This is a genomic window from Flagellimonas algicida, from assembly GCF_049629585.1.
Lineage (GTDB): Bacteria > Bacteroidota > Bacteroidia > Flavobacteriales > Flavobacteriaceae > Flagellimonas.
On record NZ_JBMYIX010000001.1, the window covers coordinates 250,844 to 267,226 of the forward strand.

Genomic DNA, 16,383 nt, shown 5'->3' on the forward strand with positions numbered 1-16,383 from the left:
TTTAAAAAAGGTCGTCGCTGGTTATACTTTGTGTTCTTTTGCTATAGTTGATGGATCGTTTTACAAAAAAGTCACCATGTTTGGTTCCAATGATCTCATCATCAAACCATTCGGTCTGCTCCAAGAGCTTTTGGTCCACATCGAATATTTTGGCAATGCCAATGCTTTCCAAAGAGTTGTTGAATCGGTTCTTGATGAATTCGTTCACCACTGCCTTGGGAAGGAAATCCAGTTCCCCTTCCTCAAAGATCCAATCCACAATTTTGCTCTCTGCTTCAAAGGCTTTTTCACAGATTTCCTGGATCATGCTCTTGTAAGCCTCGTCAAACCACTCTGGATGTTCTTTTTTGATGATATTGATCACGTCAATTCCAAAATCGCCGTGGATCTGTTCTTCCTTGGAAGTGGCCTCCACTACGTTGGAAATTCCCTTGAGCACATTTTTATGCTTGTTAAAGGCCATGATGATCAAAAACTGGGAGAAGAGTGAAACGTGTTCTATAAACAGGGAAAAGAGTAGAATGGACTCTGCATACTCCTTATTGTTTTCACTCTTGGCATTTTTCAGAGCTGTTTCCAAATACTGCACCCGTTTCATGATCACCGGTTTTTTCTTCAGGTTTTCAAACTCTTGGTTGAGCCCCAAAATTTCCAATAGGTGCGAATAAGCGTCGTGGTGCCTTACCTCACTTTCGGCAAAAGTGGCGCCCACAGAGCCTATTTCTGGCTTGGGCATGCGGTGGTAGATATCGCCCCAAAACGTTTTTACCGCCACTTCAATTTGGGAAATGGCCAACATGGTATTTTTAATGGCGCTGCGCTCCACATCGCTCAATCCCGATTTGAAATCTTGGATGTCACTGGTAAAGTTGAATTCGGTATGGATCCAATACGAGTGCCGAATGGCGGGTACATATTCATACAATTGTGGATACTCGTAGGGCTTTAGGTTGATGCGCTTTTCAAAGATATCCGTCTCGCGCATTTGGGCCCTCTTGTTCCTGTAAATGATGTAGGCTTTGGCCACATCATGGAACTCACTGTCCATTAACTCATTTTCCACAACATCCTGTACCTCCTCCACAGTGGGCACGTAATGTGTATCCTTTTGCATTCGTTCCAATAGGGTCTCATGGACGCGATTGGCTATGCTCTGCGCATCATTTATCTGACCATGGTCCACTGCGGTCATGGCCTTTAAAATTGCGTTGGTTATTTTGTGCAAATCGAAGGGCTGTGTACTAAAATCCCTTTTAGTAATATGAGAAATATGCATGAAAAAATGTGTTTGGATTTGTTCTCGATGAACTACATGTAAAATTCACATTTTCTTTAGTTTGATTTTATGTTAACCGATTTAGGTTCTCAACACTTTTATCAACAATGGACTTAACTATCAGTTAATCAACGATTAAGATGTTTTAAATTAAAATGGGGCAAATGGGAGGGTTGTAAGGTAGTATTGCCGAACGGTTCCAGAATTTTTGCTCCTTAAGGTATTGAAACAGGGAGCTGTTATCGATTTTCCAATAGGTAAATCCTTCCATGACAGGAGCACATGCTACTTAAAAGTGTATTGGGTTTTTGTCTTGTTGATTGAGAAGAAAGTGGTCAGTTTTTGATGCAAAATTACCTTTAGAGCCCTTCTCATGTTGGCAAAAGTCATCATAATGATCTTCTTTGATAGGAATGAATATAGTTTAAGATTTTGTTCACACCCCTAAAGTCATATTGCGTTAATTGAAAGTTAAACTATTATAATATAATAGTAATACTATTATTTTTGCAATTCTTAATTTCAAAGTCTTCGATTATGGATAGGTTGATGCAGTCCATTAAGATGGATATCAATGAAAAACTCTATGTGAAAGATCCTGAATCATCCACATTGGGGAAAAAAATTGTTGAGCAAGGCATTCTCTTGATTTACGAGATAGGTTTTGAATGCTTCACCTTTAAAAAGCTGGGAACAAAGATTGGTTCCAATGAAAGTTCAATCTATCGCTATTTTGAGAACAAACACAAAATGTTGCTGTATTTGGCATCTTGGTATTGGGGGTGGACCGAGTACAAGTTGGTATTTGCAACCCATAGTATTTCGGACAGTAAAGAAAAGCTGAAGAAAGCAGTGGAAATACTTGCCCAGACCGTTGAGGAGGATAAATCCTTTACCCACGTCAATGAAGTGCTATTGAACAAGATTGTAATCAGTGAGTATTCCAAATCATACCTGACCAAAGAAGTGGATAATGAAAATAAAGAGGGGTATTTCACAATTTACAAGCGGTTGGTGGACAGGCTTAGCGAGATGATTGCGGCCGTGGACCCAAAATATCCATATCCACTCAGCTTGGCCAGTATGGTCATGGAAGGGACCCTGCACCAGTTTTTTTTAAAAGAGCACTTCCCGGCCCTTACCAACTGCAATGATAAGGTGGCTCCCGCCGAATATTTTGTGGATTTAATTTTCCGAACCTTAAAAACAAAGCCCAATGGCTAAGAACATTTTAACGGCATGGCAACGATTGATGGGCATGCTTACCTTGGATAAGAAGGATATCTTTCAGGTATTTTACTATGCAATTTTTGCCGGACTGGTCAATCTTTCCCTTCCTTTGGGTATCCAAGCGATCATTAACCTTATTCAAGGTGCGCAGATAAGCGCCTCATGGGTGGTCCTTGTGGTTTTGGTGACCGTAGGGGTGGCCTTTGCCGGTGCGCTGCAACTCATGCAGATCAGGATCATAGAAAATGTCCAACAAAAAATATTTACAAGATCTTCGTTTGAATTTGCCTATCGATTTCCAAAAATCAAGATGAGCCAATTCAGCAACCATTATCCGCCAGAATTGGCCAACCGTTTTTTTGATACCCTCACAATCCAAAAGTCGCTATCCAAAATACTGATTGATTTTCCGGCGGCCTTGTTGCAGATTGTGTTTGGACTTTTGCTGCTTTCCTTTTATCACCCATTCTTTATTCTTTATGGATTGCTGTTGGTGCTCTTGATCTATGTGGTGCTCAAGTTTACGGCCCAAAAGGGATTGGAGACCAGTTTGGAGGAATCCAAGAACAAGTATAAAGTGGCCCATTGGATACAGGAAATTTCCAGATCTATCATCAGTTTTAAACTTTCCGGTAAGACCTCACATGCCATGGATAGGAATGATTACCTGGTGGCCCATTATTTGGATGCCAGGGAAGGACACTTTAGGGTATTGGTCATACAGTTTATCCAGATGATCGGCTTTAAGGTACTGGTCACGGCTGGTTTACTGTTGATCGGTGGACTTTTGGTATTGGACCAACAAATGAACATAGGCCAGTTTGTTGCTGCGGAAATCATTATTCTTTTGGTGATCGGTTCCGTGGAGAAACTCATTTTGGGGCTGGAGACCTTTTATGACCTCTTGACCTCCTTGGAAAAAATGGGACAGGTAGTGGATAAGGAAATGGAACCTCAACAAGGGGAAACACCCTTTGAAGGAACCAATGGATTGACCATAGAGCTTCAGGATGTGACATATGTGGTGCCGGGAAGGGGCAAGAAGATTTTGGAAGACATAACATTTACGATTACTCCACAATGCTCCATTTTATTGAAAGGTACAAGCGGTTCAGGGCGATCTACCTTACTTCGCTTGATTGCGGGGATCCATGAGCCCAGTGAGGGAAAGATCTATGTAAATAATGTGGCCCTCCAAGGGATATACCTTAACGAATACCGTTCACTTTTGGGGCAATCGTTGACGGAGGAGTACCCATTTGAAGGCACCATATTGGAGAATGTGACCTTTGGGGACAAGAACATTCCCATGGAAGATGTGTACTGGGCATTGGAGAAAACGGGCCTTACACAGTTTGTAAAGGAACAGCCCCATGGACTGCAGACCATGCTTTACCCCGAAGGGAAAAAGATTCCCTATACCATATCCAAGAAAATTGTTTTGGCCCGAAGTGTTGTACACCGTCCGAAGCTCTTGATCCTCAAGGACCCGTTAGATCAATTTGAGGAGAAAGAAGCGGAAGAAGTAATGGATTTCCTTTCCGATTCTTCCAATGGATGGGCCTTAGTAGTTGTCAGTGAGAACCGCAAATGGGTAGATCGCTGCAACAGAATACTGACCATAGAAAAAGGAAAATTGATTAACCCAAGTTAAAGACCATGCTGAACATCTCACATAACAAGCTAAATAAGAAAGTGGATCTTTCCCGCTATAAGGCTGGCACCAAGGTTTTTCAAAAGCGCCATTACAAACAGTTCAATCGGTTTTTGGCAGCGTTTTCCATAATCCTTTTGGTGATCCTCTTTTTGCCATGGACCCAGAATATATCGGGTAGAGGGTATTTAACCACATTGACCCCGGATCAACGTCCGCAGACCATTCAGTCCCCAATCCCGGGACGGATTGAAAAATGGTATGTTCGGGAAGGGGATTATGTGGAAAAGGGAGACACGATCCTCCACATTTCTGAAGTGAAGAGCGAATATTTTGACCCTAGTTTGGTGGAACGCACCGGAAAACAGATCAAGGCAAAGTCAATGGCCGTGACCTCCTACCAAGAAAAAGTAAAGGCGTTGGAAACACAGATCAAGGCTTTGACCCAGGAACGGGGGTTAAAACTGCAACAAGCCAAGAACAAATGGGAGCAATCCAAACTAAAGGTGAAAAGCGATAGCATTGACCTTGAAGCGGCCAAGACCAATATCACCATTGCCCAACGGCAATATGATCGGGTGGTCCAATTGGAAAATGAAGGCTTAAAGGCGGTGACCGACTTGGAGGAAAAGCGATTGAAGCTCCAAGAAACCCAGGCAAAGTTGGTTTCACAGGAAAATAAATGGCTGGCAAGCAAGAACGAGGTCATCAATGCCCAGGTGGAGATCAATAGGGTGCAGGCAGAGTATACCGACAAGATTTCCAAGGCCCAAAGTGATTTGTTCACGGCCCAGTCCAATCAGTTTGACTCCGAGGCCCAAGTGACAAAACTGGAAAATGCCTACACCAATTATGAGATGCGAAACAGTTTATTGTACATACGGGCGCCACAAAGTGGGTATATCAACAAAGCCATTCAATCCGGAATCGGGGAAACTTTCAAGGAAGGTGATCATTTGGTGGGAATCATGCCTTCGGAATACGATTTGGCCGTTGAAACCTATGTGAACCCTATAGATTTGCCCTTGATCAATTTGGGAGAAAAAGTACGAATCCAGTTTGATGGTTGGCCCGCCTTGGTTTTCAGTGGATGGCCCAATGTATCCTATGGTACTTTCGGGGGAAAAATAGTGGCCATAGAGACTTTTATAAGCACCAATGGAAAGTATCGCGTGTTATTGGCCCCGGATGAGGAAGATGTTCCATGGCCCAAGGACATTAGGGTGGGATCAGGCGCTATGACCATGGCACTCTTGGAAGACGTTCCCATTTGGTTTGAACTGTGGAGGCAGCTCAATGGCTTCCCGCCCAATTACTATCAACCCCAAAACGCAAACACGGATGGTAAAAAGAAGTGAAATACGGACTTTTATAGGTATTTGTCTCTTCATGGTTTGGGGAACCTATGCGCAGCAGGATAGCTTGGTGCTTGGGTTTAAAGAATATTTAGGGTATGTGAAAAAGTACCATCCCATTGCAAAACAGGCCCAATTGACATTGAACGTAGGTCAGGCTAATTTAATGAAGGCGAGGGGAGGTTTTGACCCAAAGATCGAGGTAGATTATGACCGAAAAGAGTTCAAGGGAACCGAATATTGGGACCGCCTCAATACAACCTTCAAGATACCTACGTGGTTTGGTATTGAGTTAAAGGGGAGTTTTGATCAACGGGAAGGTACGTACCTCAACCCAGACGAGTCTCTTCCTGAAGATGGCTTATACAGTGCGGGCATATCCATGTCCTTGGGAAAAGGATTTTGGATAAATGAGCGTATGGCCACCTTGCGAAAGGCCAAACTGTATAGGGAACAGACCAAAGCGGACCAAGACCTAATGGTCAATGAGGTGCTGTATCGTGCGTCTGTGGCTTATTTTGATTGGTTGAAGGCGTATCGCGATGCACTGGTATTCAAGGATTTTTTGGGCAATGCCCAAACCCGGTTCCAAGGGGTGAGGCAGAGTGCTCTGGCTGGGGATGTGGCCATGATCGATACCGTGGAAGCAAAAATAGCGGTAAGAAACCGTGCGTTGGGGTACGAGCAGAGTAAGGTGGACGTATTGAAGAAATCCCTTGAACTGTCCAATTTTTTATGGATAGATGATGTGCCCGTGGAGTTACAGCCCGGCGTAACACCCGATTTGGATACTGCAGGACGAATAGATGGTACACTGGAGATTTTGGGAAAGCCCCTGGATAGTTTCAGTATGGAGAAACATCCCAAGCTACGCTCCTTGGAATTTAAAATAGAACAGCTTTTGGTGGATAAAAGACTCAAAGCCAATAAGCTGCTTCCTAAACTGGATGTAGAGTATAATTTTATCACAGAAACGCCAGATCGGATAAACTCCCTTATCGTGGATAATTTTAAGGGAGGTGTTACATTTCAGTTTCCATTGTTTTTACGAAAGGAAAGGGGCGATTTAAAATTGGCCAAGTTTAAGCTTATGGATGCAGAGTTTGAGCGGGACAATGCACAGGTGGCACTTCAAAACAAGATAATTGCCATTTATGGGGAATTGGAATCCTACGAAGTCCAAAACCAATTGATTGTCGATATCGTAACGGACTACACTACCTTGTTAAAGGCAGAGGAGCGCAAGTTCAGTTTTGGGGAAAGTTCCCTCTTCTTGATCAATTCAAGGGAGAGTAAACTCATCGACACCTATTTAAAACGCAATGAAATGGAGAACAAATTCTTCCATACCAAGGCAAAATTGTTCAAGAACTTGGCCATCAACCCTAAAATATTGTAGGCTGTTCAAAAACCTACTTTATCCAAAAAATATAGTTTGCTCTAGCTGTTTTCAGGGGATGAAGCAATACCTTTGTTAAGCACGTTTTTTTTGAATGATCGCAAATGAACTTGACCATTGAGAACATTTTATTGGTAGGCTCCCTATTGCTCCTTTTGAGCATATTTGCCGGAAAGACCTCCTATAAATTTGGCGTCCCCACCTTGTTGCTTTTTTTGGCCGTGGGGATGTTGGCTGGATCGGATGGGATAGGAGGAATTCAATTTGATGATCCCAAGATAGCCCAGTTCATAGGTATCGTGTCCCTTAACTTCATTCTGTTCTCCGGAGGGCTGGATACCAATTGGAAAGCCGTAAAACCCATACTCAAGGAAGGAGTGACCCTATCTACCTTGGGAGTTTTATTGACTGCGCTGACCTTGGGGCTGTTCGTATGGTATATTACCGATTTTACATTTTATGAAAGTATGTTGTTGGGTTCCATTGTGTCCTCCACCGATGCGGCTGCGGTATTCTCCATCTTAAGGTCCAAAAGCTTGGCATTAAAGGCCAACCTGAGACCCACATTGGAGTTGGAAAGTGGAAGTAACGACCCCATGGCCTATGTGCTTACCATCGCTTTTTTGACCTTAGTGGTCAACCAAGACCAAAGCTTTATGTCTGTTGTCCCCATGTTCCTGCTACAGATGGTTTTGGGTGGGTTAGGTGGTTTTGCCTTTGGAAAGCTCAGTAAGTTCATCATCAATAAGATTAAGCTGGATTTTGAAGGGTTGTATCCCGTGTTGGTCATCGCTTTGATGTTCACCACCTTCTCCGCAACGGATTTTGTGGGCGGAAATGGGTTTTTGGCTATTTATATCTGTGCCGTGTACTTGGGTAACCAAGATTTGATCCACAAGAAGACCATCTTAAAAATGTACGATGGTTTGGCGTGGTTGATGGAAATTGTACTCTTCTTGACCTTGGGACTGCTTGTTTTTCCAAAACAGGTGATTCCTTTTATGGGTATAGGTCTGCTTATTTCACTTTTCTTGATTTTGGTGGCCCGTCCGGTGGGAGTTTTCCTGAGCCTTTTGCCCTACAGAATGAAGCTCAGAAGGCGGTTCTATATTTCATGGGTGGGCCTAAGGGGAGCAGTGCCCATTGTGTTCGCAACGTATCCGCTGCTAGCAGGAATCGATAAGGCCAATATGATTTTCAACATTGTTTTCTTTATTTCGGTGACCTCCATACTCATCCAAGGGACCACACTGTCCATTGTGGCGAAATGGTTGCATGTGGCATTACCGGAAAAGGTAAAGAAAGCAAGTGCTACCGATTTACTGCTGTCAGAAAATCCAAAAGCGGAAATGAAAGAGATTTTGGTGACCCCTGACTGTTTTGCCACGGATAAAAAGATTGTGGAGTTGGGCTTTCCAAGAAATGCCATCATTGCCATGATCAAACGGGATGATAGTTATGTAACCCCCAATGGTTCCACAATAATTGAAGCTTGGGATAAATTGGTGGTCCTTGCCGATCGACCTGAAATCTTTGAGGAAGTGGATAAGACTTTGAAAGGATTGTGAGCCAACCTTATCGTTTTGGCAACATGGAATATAATGCCATACACTGAAAAAATAGGTAGCTTGCGGAACAATATTTTTTGGACAGAAACCCAACTAAAAATAAAGAACAACCTTTCCGATGAAAAAAAGCATTCTCTTCCTTTTCCTTTGTGCCACCATATATGTGGGCCATGGTCAGACCATAGATGTCATTTCCTATAACATCCGCTACGATAATCCCAATGACAACCCCAACCACTGGGAGAACCGAAAGGATTTTCTCATTTCCCAACTGAATTTTTATGCTCCTGATGTTTTTGGGGTACAGGAAGGGCTTATCAACCAACTAAAGGATATGGATAGCGGCCTTGAAGACTACACCTATTTTGGTATAGGACGTGACCATGGGGACGAAAGAGGGGAGTTTACCGCTGTTTTTTACAATCAGAAGAACATTGAACTGTTGAAAGAAGGTACATTTTGGTTGTCCACTACACCAGAAGTCCCTTCCAAGGATTGGGATGCGGCCTTGCCCAGAATTTGTACCTACGGCTTTTTTAAAGATAAAGGGAGTGGAGCCCGGTTTTTCGTGTTCAATACCCACTTTGATCATGTGGGTGTACAGGCGCGGGAGGAAAGTGCCAAACTCATCCTGCAAAAGGTAAAAGAGTTGAATCCAGGGAATCATCCAACAGTGTTGATGGGTGATTTTAACCTGGAAAGCAACAGTAAAGGCATCCAACTGATTGTTCAGCAGATGAAAGATACCCATATTGAGGCTGGTCCCAATGCCTTTGGTCCCGAGGGCACCTTCAATGGGTTTGATTTTGGCAAACCTGTGGACAAAAGAATCGATTACATTTTTGTTTCCGACGGGATCAAGGTGGTCAAAAGTGCCATTTTAAGCGATTCAAAAGACCTTAGGTATCCATCCGATCACTTACCGGTATTTGCGCGATTGGACTTCGGTCCAGAACAGTCCAAATAATTTCCATGATACAGGTTTTATAGCTTGTAAAGTTTACAATATGGTAATATTTCCCAAGCAGGTTTTTTATGAAATTTGTCCCTGATGGGAGAAAGCCATACCAAAAAAGCTTCCCTGGAGGAGCTCGCCAGTCGTATTGCAAAATCAAATAGGGATGCATTCAACACCCTGTTCGGTTTGTTGTGGGAACCCATGTACACCTATGCTGCTTCCGTGGTTATGGACGATTCCGTGGCAAAGGATTTGGTCCAGGAAGTCTGGATGGATTATTGGCAGCGCCGGGAAGAGCTGCAAATTGTCAGTATTAAACCATACCTGTATAAAGCCGTTCGTTATAAATGCTATAACGCATTACGGAATACAAAGTTCAACGAGACACAAATTGAAGCGGCCAATGCGGTTTATGTGGTTTCGGAAATGGAACTTGAAGAAGATGTGACCGAGTTGACCAATAGGATACACGATACCCTGTCCAGTTTGCCCAGTAGATGTCAAGAAGTATTTAGATTGAGTCGGATCAACAATATCACCAATAAAGAGATAGCGGAAAAACTCAATATTTCCCAACGATCGGTTGAAAATCAGATTTCTTTTGCCCTCCGAAAGCTTCGGAAGGAACTCTCCATTGTTAAGTTTTTTTCTTTCTAAGCCTCTCTTTCTTTACCAAAAGGTTAACCATATTAAGGAAACGTCAACATCCTGATTTTTTATGTGCGTTCATGTGTGCTCTTGGTACTCTATAGTGTAACGAGCGTACAATGACTGAAAATAAGATCAAAAGATTGATGCAAAAATACCTGGACGGTACCATTACCGAAAAGGAAGAATCTGTATTGGAAGAATTTGACAAGAATCTTTTGCACAGAAATATGGATGGCGTGTTCAAGGACCCATCGGACAAAAGGCGTATTGAACAGAGATTGTCCAAAGCGATAAACAAACCAAAGAACAGAGGAACAAACTTTGGTTGGATACGGGTAGCGGCTTCGGTGGCGATACTGTTGGGGTTTGGATATTTGGCTTTTACCAAGTTTGATCAAGAACCGGTCCAGGAAGCTGTTCTGGAGGTGGTGCGCACCACGGATTGGGGTCAAAAATTGGAGTTGACCCTTTCCGATGGCACCTTGGTCCGATTAAACTCGGGCAGTTCTTTAAAATTTCCGGATAGGTTTGAGGGAAATACGAGGGAGGTGGAGCTTGAGGGTGAAGCCTTTTTTGATGTGGCCAGAAATCCAGACAAGCCCTTTGTCATTAAATCGGATGAAGTACGAACCACAGTGTTGGGTACCTCATTCAATGTGAATACCTATTCGCACAACCAACATATTGCAGTCACCGTTGCCACCGGCAAGGTTGAGGTGGCCTCCAGGGACGATAAGATTTTCTTGGGGCCAAATGAACAAGGGGTTTTTAATCGAAACACCAAAGCCATTTCCAAGGAACAAACGGATATATCCGCCTATCTCAACTGGAAAGAAGGAATCCTATCCTTTGAAGATGCCGCCTTGACAGAGGTAACTGCCTCTTTGGAGCGTTGGTACGGGGTAACCCTTATGTTTGAAAATGACAGTCTAGGGGATTGCCATTTAACAGCCACTTATACAAACGAAACACTGGGAGAGGTACTGGAAAGTATTGTCTATACAAAAAAGGGACTTCGATATGATTTCCTCGGAGACAAAAAAATACGTATCAACGGAACATGCACAGACTAAAGCTGACGTAACCAAAAATGAAAAGCCTATGACATAAAAAATAAAAAAAGCAGTCTGCAACACTTTGGCGAGCGGCGACAGACTGCCGGAAGTTCAATAATTACAAATACTAATAACCATTAAACATGATGTGAAATTATGAATTCACTAACTATTAAACAATTTATCAAGTTGACATTCCACACATTTTGCTTTCTGATTGTACTGGCACTGTTGAATCCGGTGCTGGCGGCGGATGCCAGAGGGCAAGAATTGTCTGATTTTAAGGTGGACCTTGCTGTAGACAATGCATCGGTCATTGAAGTGTTGAAACAGATTGAGGAACAGACCCAATTTACCTTTGTGTACGACAGAAAGGTAAAAAGGTTGCAAAAAACCTATGATATTGCCTATCGGGGCGTTTCGTTGCGTTCTGTGCTGGAGTTGATGGCGAAAGACGCCAACCTTACCTTTAGAAGGATAAACCATACCATTTCCATTGATGTGAAACCCCAAGCCCCAAAGAGGGTGATTGAGGTGGAATTCATTACGGTAACCGGTACGGTCATGGATGAAAATGGAGTTCCCTTGGCAGGGGCTTCCGTGGTTGAAAAAGGTTCCGCCAATGGTACCATTACAGACTTTGACGGTAACTATTCCATAGATGTAGAGGGCGATGCCACCCTAGAGGTTTCCTATTTGGGGTACAAACCCCAAGAGGTGGCCGTCAATGGCCGTACTGCCATCAATATTCAATTAAGCCCGGATGCCACAGAGTTGGAAGCCGTGGTGGTGGTAGGGTACGGTACCCAGAGAAAGACGGATGTTACGGGCTCCATTGCCTCTGTGGATAGCGAAGGATTCAATAAAGGAATCGTAGCCAACCCTGGGCAATTGCTACAAGGTAAGGTGGTAGGGGTGAATGTATCCAACACCAGTGGCGAACCCGGTGCAGCGCAGGATGTGATCATCCGAGGTGTGGGTAGTCTCCGTTCCGGTACAACACCACTTTATGTAATCGATGGTTTTGCGCTGGACAATTCGGGAACTGGAATTGCTTCTAACCCTTTAAACTTTATCAACCCCCAAGATATTGAGAGCATTGATGTACTGAAAGATGCTTCCGCAGCGGCCATTTACGGTGCCAGGGCGGCCAATGGGGTAATTGTGATCACCACCAAAAAAGGAAAAGCGGGAAGAACCCAAATGGACTTGAGTGTATCCACAGGATTCTCCACATTGGCCAACGAGGTAGACGTCTTTGGGGCCGATGAGTTCCGCAGACAAGTGGTGGCTGCTGGTGGAAACTTGGATGATGGAGGAGCCAATACCAACTGGCAGGATGAGCTTACCCGGACCGGGGTTTCCAAGAACATCAATTTCTCCATGAGTGGGGCCAATGAAAAGTTTTCGTACCATACTTCACTTGGGGTGAACGATCAGGAAGGGATCTTGAGAGGCAGCAATCTTAAACGCTACTCTGGGCGTTTGAACCTTACCCAAAGGGCATTGGACGATCGGTTGAAAATAGAATTCAACATGACCGCCAGTAGAACGGAAAACCTAAGACCCGATGCAAGGTCAATTGTGGGCGATATGCTCCAGTTGAACCCTACTTTACCCGTATATACCAATGGGGAACCCACGTTGTTGGAAAATAGGTTGAATCCGCTGACGCGCGAAAGAATCTATAGCGATGATGCGGTCAACCACCGTATCTTGACCAATATTGCCCCATCGTTTGAAATTATTGATGGACTTACCTATAAGTTGAATTTGGGGGTTGATTATTCTTCCACTGAGAGGGATGTGCAGCAAAGACCATATTCCTTGTTGGAAGATTACATCAATGGAGGATTAAGCTCGTATTACACCACCAACAAGAATGTTTTGGTGGAAAATACCCTGACCTACAACTATGCTACGGAAAAGCATAACCTAACATTTTTGGCTGGGCAGACCTATCAAGAAACCTTTGTTCATCAAAAAAGATTTGATTTGGAAGGTTTTGCCGATAATGGCATTGATCCAAAATACCAAGATCAAATCAGCGGGGAAAGCACCCAGACCTATTTATATACGTATGCCACCAAGAATGAACTCCAGTCGTTCTTTGGTCGTATCAATTATGGTTTTGACAACAAATATTTATTGACAGCGACCATGAGGGCAGACGGTTCTTCCAAGTTTGGGGGCAATAACAAGTACGGTTATTTCCCTTCGGTAGCCTTGGGTTGGAACATCATGAACGAGGAATTTTTGAGTACCAATAGCGCTATCAATAATCTAAAACTAAGGGCCAGTTGGGGTAAAACAGGAAATCAGGAGATTCCTTCCAAGATTACCAAGTTGAGCTATACGGATAGTAAGGATGATAATGATTCCTATCCCATCAACGGGGATGAGGGTTCCTTGGAGGATTATCCATATGGAACCATCTTTACCCGTTTGGCCAACCCGGATATTCAATGGGAAGTTTCGGCCCAAACCAACATAGGTCTAGATTTCGGTCTGTTTAACAACAGATTGTCCGGTACCTTGGATTATTTCAATAAGGTTTCTGAGAATATTTTGCTTGAGGTAACTCCTGCAGATCCAGTACAGCCTACGGATAAATACTGGACCAATATTCCTGATATGGAAATCAAGAACAACGGTTTGGAGTTTGCCTTGGATTATAGCAGCGATAGGGACAGGGACTTCTCCTATAACATTGGAGGTAACATTGCCTATACCAACAATAAAGTGGAGAATTCGCCCTATAAAGTGTTGACCACAGGGGCTGCACAAGGTGCAGGGCAGACCGATGCGACAATCAATGGAAATATCAATGGGGAATCCATAGGATCATTTTATATGCAAGAGTTTATGGGAATAGGTGCTGATGGTTTGAGTATTTTGTCCGATGAGCGTACCGTTGTGGGCAGTGCCCTTCCAGACATTGTGTATGCGTTCTACTTGAACTTCCAATACAAGGATTTTGATCTAGGGTTGAACTTCAACGGAGTTTCCGGGAACAAGGTGTACAACCATACGGCCATGTCCATGTTCACAAAAGGTTTGTTGGCATCAAACTTCAATACAACAAGTTTGGCCGCCCAGTTCTCCAATGAAGACATTACCAACTCCAATACGGTATCTACCAGATACTTGGAAGATGGTGATTTCCTTAGGTTGAACAACGCCACTTTGGGGTACAATCTAAAACCTGGATTGATAGGAATGGACCACTTGATCAATTCCATCCGCTTCACCATTACAGGACAGAATCTGTTTGTGATCACGGACTACAGTGGATTTGACCCAGAAATCAATTCCAACTTGACCATTGACGGCATCCAGACTTTCGGGATAGATTACTTCAATTACCCCAAGGCAAGGACTCTTGTATTTGGCCTAAACGTATCATTCTAATTTAAAAACACACTTCAAGATGAAGAATAAAATTATAATCGCACTTTTTGGAATTGGCTTGTTCGCCAATGTGAACTGCACCGATTTGGAGGAAGATGTCATTGACGAATCCCTTGAGGGAAGTGGACAGGCAGAGTTGATCAGTGGGGCCATAGCACCGGCCTATGGACAAATTGCCTGGACCTGGAGGCATACCAACTACTATGGGCTACAATTGATTGCTGCAGATGAGGCCATATTGCCATACCGTGGTGGAACCGACTGGTATGATGGTGGGAAGTTCATCGAGACCCATGCCCATGATATTGCACCGAGCAATGATTTGGTGGGCAGCTCATGGAACGAGGTGACCAAGAATATTTCACGAACCCTATCCGCTATGGAAGTATTGCGCCCGCTTGCCGAAGCCGGAGATACCGAGGCCCAAGGCGCCCTTAATGAGATGATCGCCCTAAGGGCGTATTTGAACATGCTTACCCTGGACAGCTGGGGATTGGTGTTCAAAAAAGAAACCTCCGAGGAACTTTCCGAGATTTTAAGGGGGCAGGAAGCCCTTGACTACATTGAGAGTGAATTTCTTTCCGTGGTGGATGTCATTGATACTAGCAAAGGACCGGGACGCATTACCCAAGCGGCCGTTTGGGGATTTTTGGCCCGCTTGAACCTCAATTCTGCCGTATATCGTGATCCTTACGGTACCCCGAGCTTCACGAATGAAGATATGGACAAGGTCATTACCTATACCAACAATATCATCAATTCTGGGGCATTCTCATTGTCACCTGAATATTTTGATCTTTTCAATGATGACAACCATGATAATCCCGAGTTGATTTTTGCCTTGGACCAAAGAGGCGTCATGAAGAATGAGCACAGCAGATGGGCCTATTGGTCGTTGGCGGGATCTTGGTTTCCAAGACCGGAGCATCCCAGCGCAGATGGTACCGATGGTCCGGCCATCACCTCTGATTTTTACCAAACCTGGGTAGATGCCTATGGAGATGTCGACCCTGCGGAGGCAGATGCACGTTTTTATCAAATGAACCAGATGATTCCAGAAGCGTTGCAAGACCTTACCGGGGTTAGCCCAGAGAATGATGAAGATCATTATTATTGCATTTCTGCCGAGGATTTTGAAATCAACCGAGGAATTGTCCGCGGTGTGATTTGGGGTCCAAGAAAAGATGAAAATGGTTCGTTTTATACCTGCGATGAAGGTTATAGGATCTACCCCGTCATCCAAACCAAAGGAAACGGACCCGATAAGGATGTGGACTACGTAAGCCATACCTTGGAGGTCGACTTTTCAAACGAAGGTAGACTGCACCGTAATGGATATCGAGTGTCCAAGTATCAATTTAGCCATACTTCTCCCAATGGAAACAACTACAGCAGCGTGGATTTGGTATTGATGCGTTTGGCAGAGATCTATTTGATGCGCGCCGAGGCCAAATTGAGAAAAGGTGACAGTGCCGGTGCCCTGGCCGATGTGAATATGGTAAGGACTTCCAGAACTGCCCGCCCAGAGCAAACACCGGAAGCATTGGGCTCCATGGATTTGGACATACTTTTCCGTGAGCGCGGTTTTGAATTATACTGGGAAGGATTTAGACGTACCGATCAAATCCGCTTTGGTCGTTATGAGGATTCTTGGACAGAGAAAACAGATAGTGATGTGAATCACAGATTGTTCCCTATCCCACAAGATGCCATAGATGGGGCATCCAATGCACCCGGATATTTGGAACAGAACCAAGGTTATTGATATCAGCAGTGTTTTTTAGGGAATGCGGCAAGATGGGTTACCTCTTGCCGCTCCCATTTTG

General features: G+C 43.9%; 11 protein-coding genes. 10 read left to right on the forward strand and 1 reads right to left on the reverse strand.

The window, feature by feature from the left end:
* Position 1 precedes the first annotated feature (1 nt).
* Positions 2-1,276: a ribonucleotide-diphosphate reductase subunit beta gene (locus tag ACPD8L_RS01095; protein WP_421809145.1), complete on the reverse strand. Its 1,275-nt coding sequence runs from the start codon at positions 1,274-1,276 to the stop codon at positions 2-4.
* 537 nt (positions 1,277-1,813) lie between these two features.
* Between ACPD8L_RS01095 and ACPD8L_RS01100 the strand changes: the two genes are divergently transcribed.
* The 10 genes from ACPD8L_RS01100 to ACPD8L_RS01145 all read left to right on the forward strand — a co-directional run bounded on the left by ACPD8L_RS01100 (position 1,814) and on the right by ACPD8L_RS01145 (position 16,322).
* A complete protein-coding gene (locus ACPD8L_RS01100) occupies positions 1,814-2,500 on the forward strand; it encodes a TetR/AcrR family transcriptional regulator (protein WP_423941324.1) in 687 nt (228 codons plus the stop codon).
* Positions 2,493-4,160, forward strand: coding sequence for a peptidase domain-containing ABC transporter (locus tag ACPD8L_RS01105; protein ID WP_293299894.1), 1,668 nt, complete (start codon positions 2,493-2,495; stop codon positions 4,158-4,160). Before ACPD8L_RS01100 ends, ACPD8L_RS01105 begins: the two co-directional genes overlap by 8 nt.
* Positions 4,161-4,165: 5 nt before the next feature.
* The gene (locus ACPD8L_RS01110) at positions 4,166-5,518 is read left to right on the forward strand and encodes an HlyD family secretion protein (protein ID WP_116219121.1); all 1,353 of its coding nucleotides are present in this window, start codon (positions 4,166-4,168) and stop codon (positions 5,516-5,518) included.
* A complete protein-coding gene (locus tag ACPD8L_RS01115; protein WP_423941328.1) occupies positions 5,502-6,914 on the forward strand; it encodes a TolC family protein in 1,413 nt (470 codons plus the stop codon). Before ACPD8L_RS01110 ends, ACPD8L_RS01115 begins: the two co-directional genes overlap by 17 nt.
* Positions 6,915-7,018: 104 nt before the next feature.
* Positions 7,019-8,482, forward strand: a complete 1,464-nt coding sequence (locus tag ACPD8L_RS01120) for a potassium/proton antiporter (RefSeq protein ID WP_421809148.1) — start codon at positions 7,019-7,021, stop codon at positions 8,480-8,482.
* Between the two features lie 118 nt (positions 8,483-8,600).
* Positions 8,601-9,449, forward strand: a complete 849-nt coding sequence (locus tag ACPD8L_RS01125; RefSeq protein ID WP_421809149.1) for an endonuclease/exonuclease/phosphatase family protein — start codon at positions 8,601-8,603, stop codon at positions 9,447-9,449.
* 84 nt (positions 9,450-9,533) lie between these two features.
* Positions 9,534-10,097 (forward strand): RNA polymerase sigma-70 factor, encoded by a 564-nt coding sequence (locus ACPD8L_RS01130; RefSeq protein WP_423941332.1) that lies wholly within the window; start codon positions 9,534-9,536, stop codon positions 10,095-10,097.
* 110 nt (positions 10,098-10,207) lie between these two features.
* Positions 10,208-11,164, forward strand: a complete 957-nt coding sequence (locus tag ACPD8L_RS01135) for a FecR family protein (RefSeq protein WP_423941335.1) — start codon at positions 10,208-10,210, stop codon at positions 11,162-11,164.
* A 138-nt stretch (positions 11,165-11,302) separates the two neighbouring features.
* A complete protein-coding gene (locus tag ACPD8L_RS01140) occupies positions 11,303-14,557 on the forward strand; it encodes a SusC/RagA family TonB-linked outer membrane protein (protein ID WP_423941338.1) in 3,255 nt (1,084 codons plus the stop codon).
* 19 nt (positions 14,558-14,576) lie between these two features.
* Positions 14,577-16,322 carry a RagB/SusD family nutrient uptake outer membrane protein gene (locus ACPD8L_RS01145; RefSeq protein WP_423941341.1) on the forward strand — a complete coding sequence of 582 codons (1,746 nt, stop codon included), beginning with the start codon at positions 14,577-14,579 and terminating at the stop codon, positions 16,320-16,322.
* Positions 16,323-16,383: the final 61 nt, after the last annotated feature.

What these genes read in the sequence shown, in the direction of transcription:
- ACPD8L_RS01095 (WP_421809145.1), bottom strand. Translation starts at nt 1,276, where the DNA reads ATGCATATTTCTCATATTACTAAAAGGGATTTTAGTACACAGCCCTTC.
- ACPD8L_RS01115 (WP_423941328.1), top strand. Translation starts at nt 5,502, where the DNA reads ATGGTAAAAAGAAGTGAAATACGGACTTTTATAGGTATTTGTCTCTTC.
- ACPD8L_RS01135 (WP_423941335.1), top strand. Translation starts at nt 10,208, where the DNA reads ATGACTGAAAATAAGATCAAAAGATTGATGCAAAAATACCTGGACGGT.
- ACPD8L_RS01105 (WP_293299894.1), top strand. Translation starts at nt 2,493, where the DNA reads ATGGCTAAGAACATTTTAACGGCATGGCAACGATTGATGGGCATGCTT.
- ACPD8L_RS01145 (WP_423941341.1), top strand. Translation starts at nt 14,577, where the DNA reads ATGAAGAATAAAATTATAATCGCACTTTTTGGAATTGGCTTGTTCGCC.
- ACPD8L_RS01110 (WP_116219121.1), top strand. Translation starts at nt 4,166, where the DNA reads ATGCTGAACATCTCACATAACAAGCTAAATAAGAAAGTGGATCTTTCC.
- ACPD8L_RS01130 (WP_423941332.1), top strand. Translation starts at nt 9,534, where the DNA reads ATGGGAGAAAGCCATACCAAAAAAGCTTCCCTGGAGGAGCTCGCCAGT.
- ACPD8L_RS01125 (WP_421809149.1), top strand. Translation starts at nt 8,601, where the DNA reads ATGAAAAAAAGCATTCTCTTCCTTTTCCTTTGTGCCACCATATATGTG.
- ACPD8L_RS01120 (WP_421809148.1), top strand. Translation starts at nt 7,019, where the DNA reads ATGAACTTGACCATTGAGAACATTTTATTGGTAGGCTCCCTATTGCTC.
- ACPD8L_RS01140 (WP_423941338.1), top strand. Translation starts at nt 11,303, where the DNA reads ATGAATTCACTAACTATTAAACAATTTATCAAGTTGACATTCCACACA.
- ACPD8L_RS01100 (WP_423941324.1), top strand. Translation starts at nt 1,814, where the DNA reads ATGGATAGGTTGATGCAGTCCATTAAGATGGATATCAATGAAAAACTC.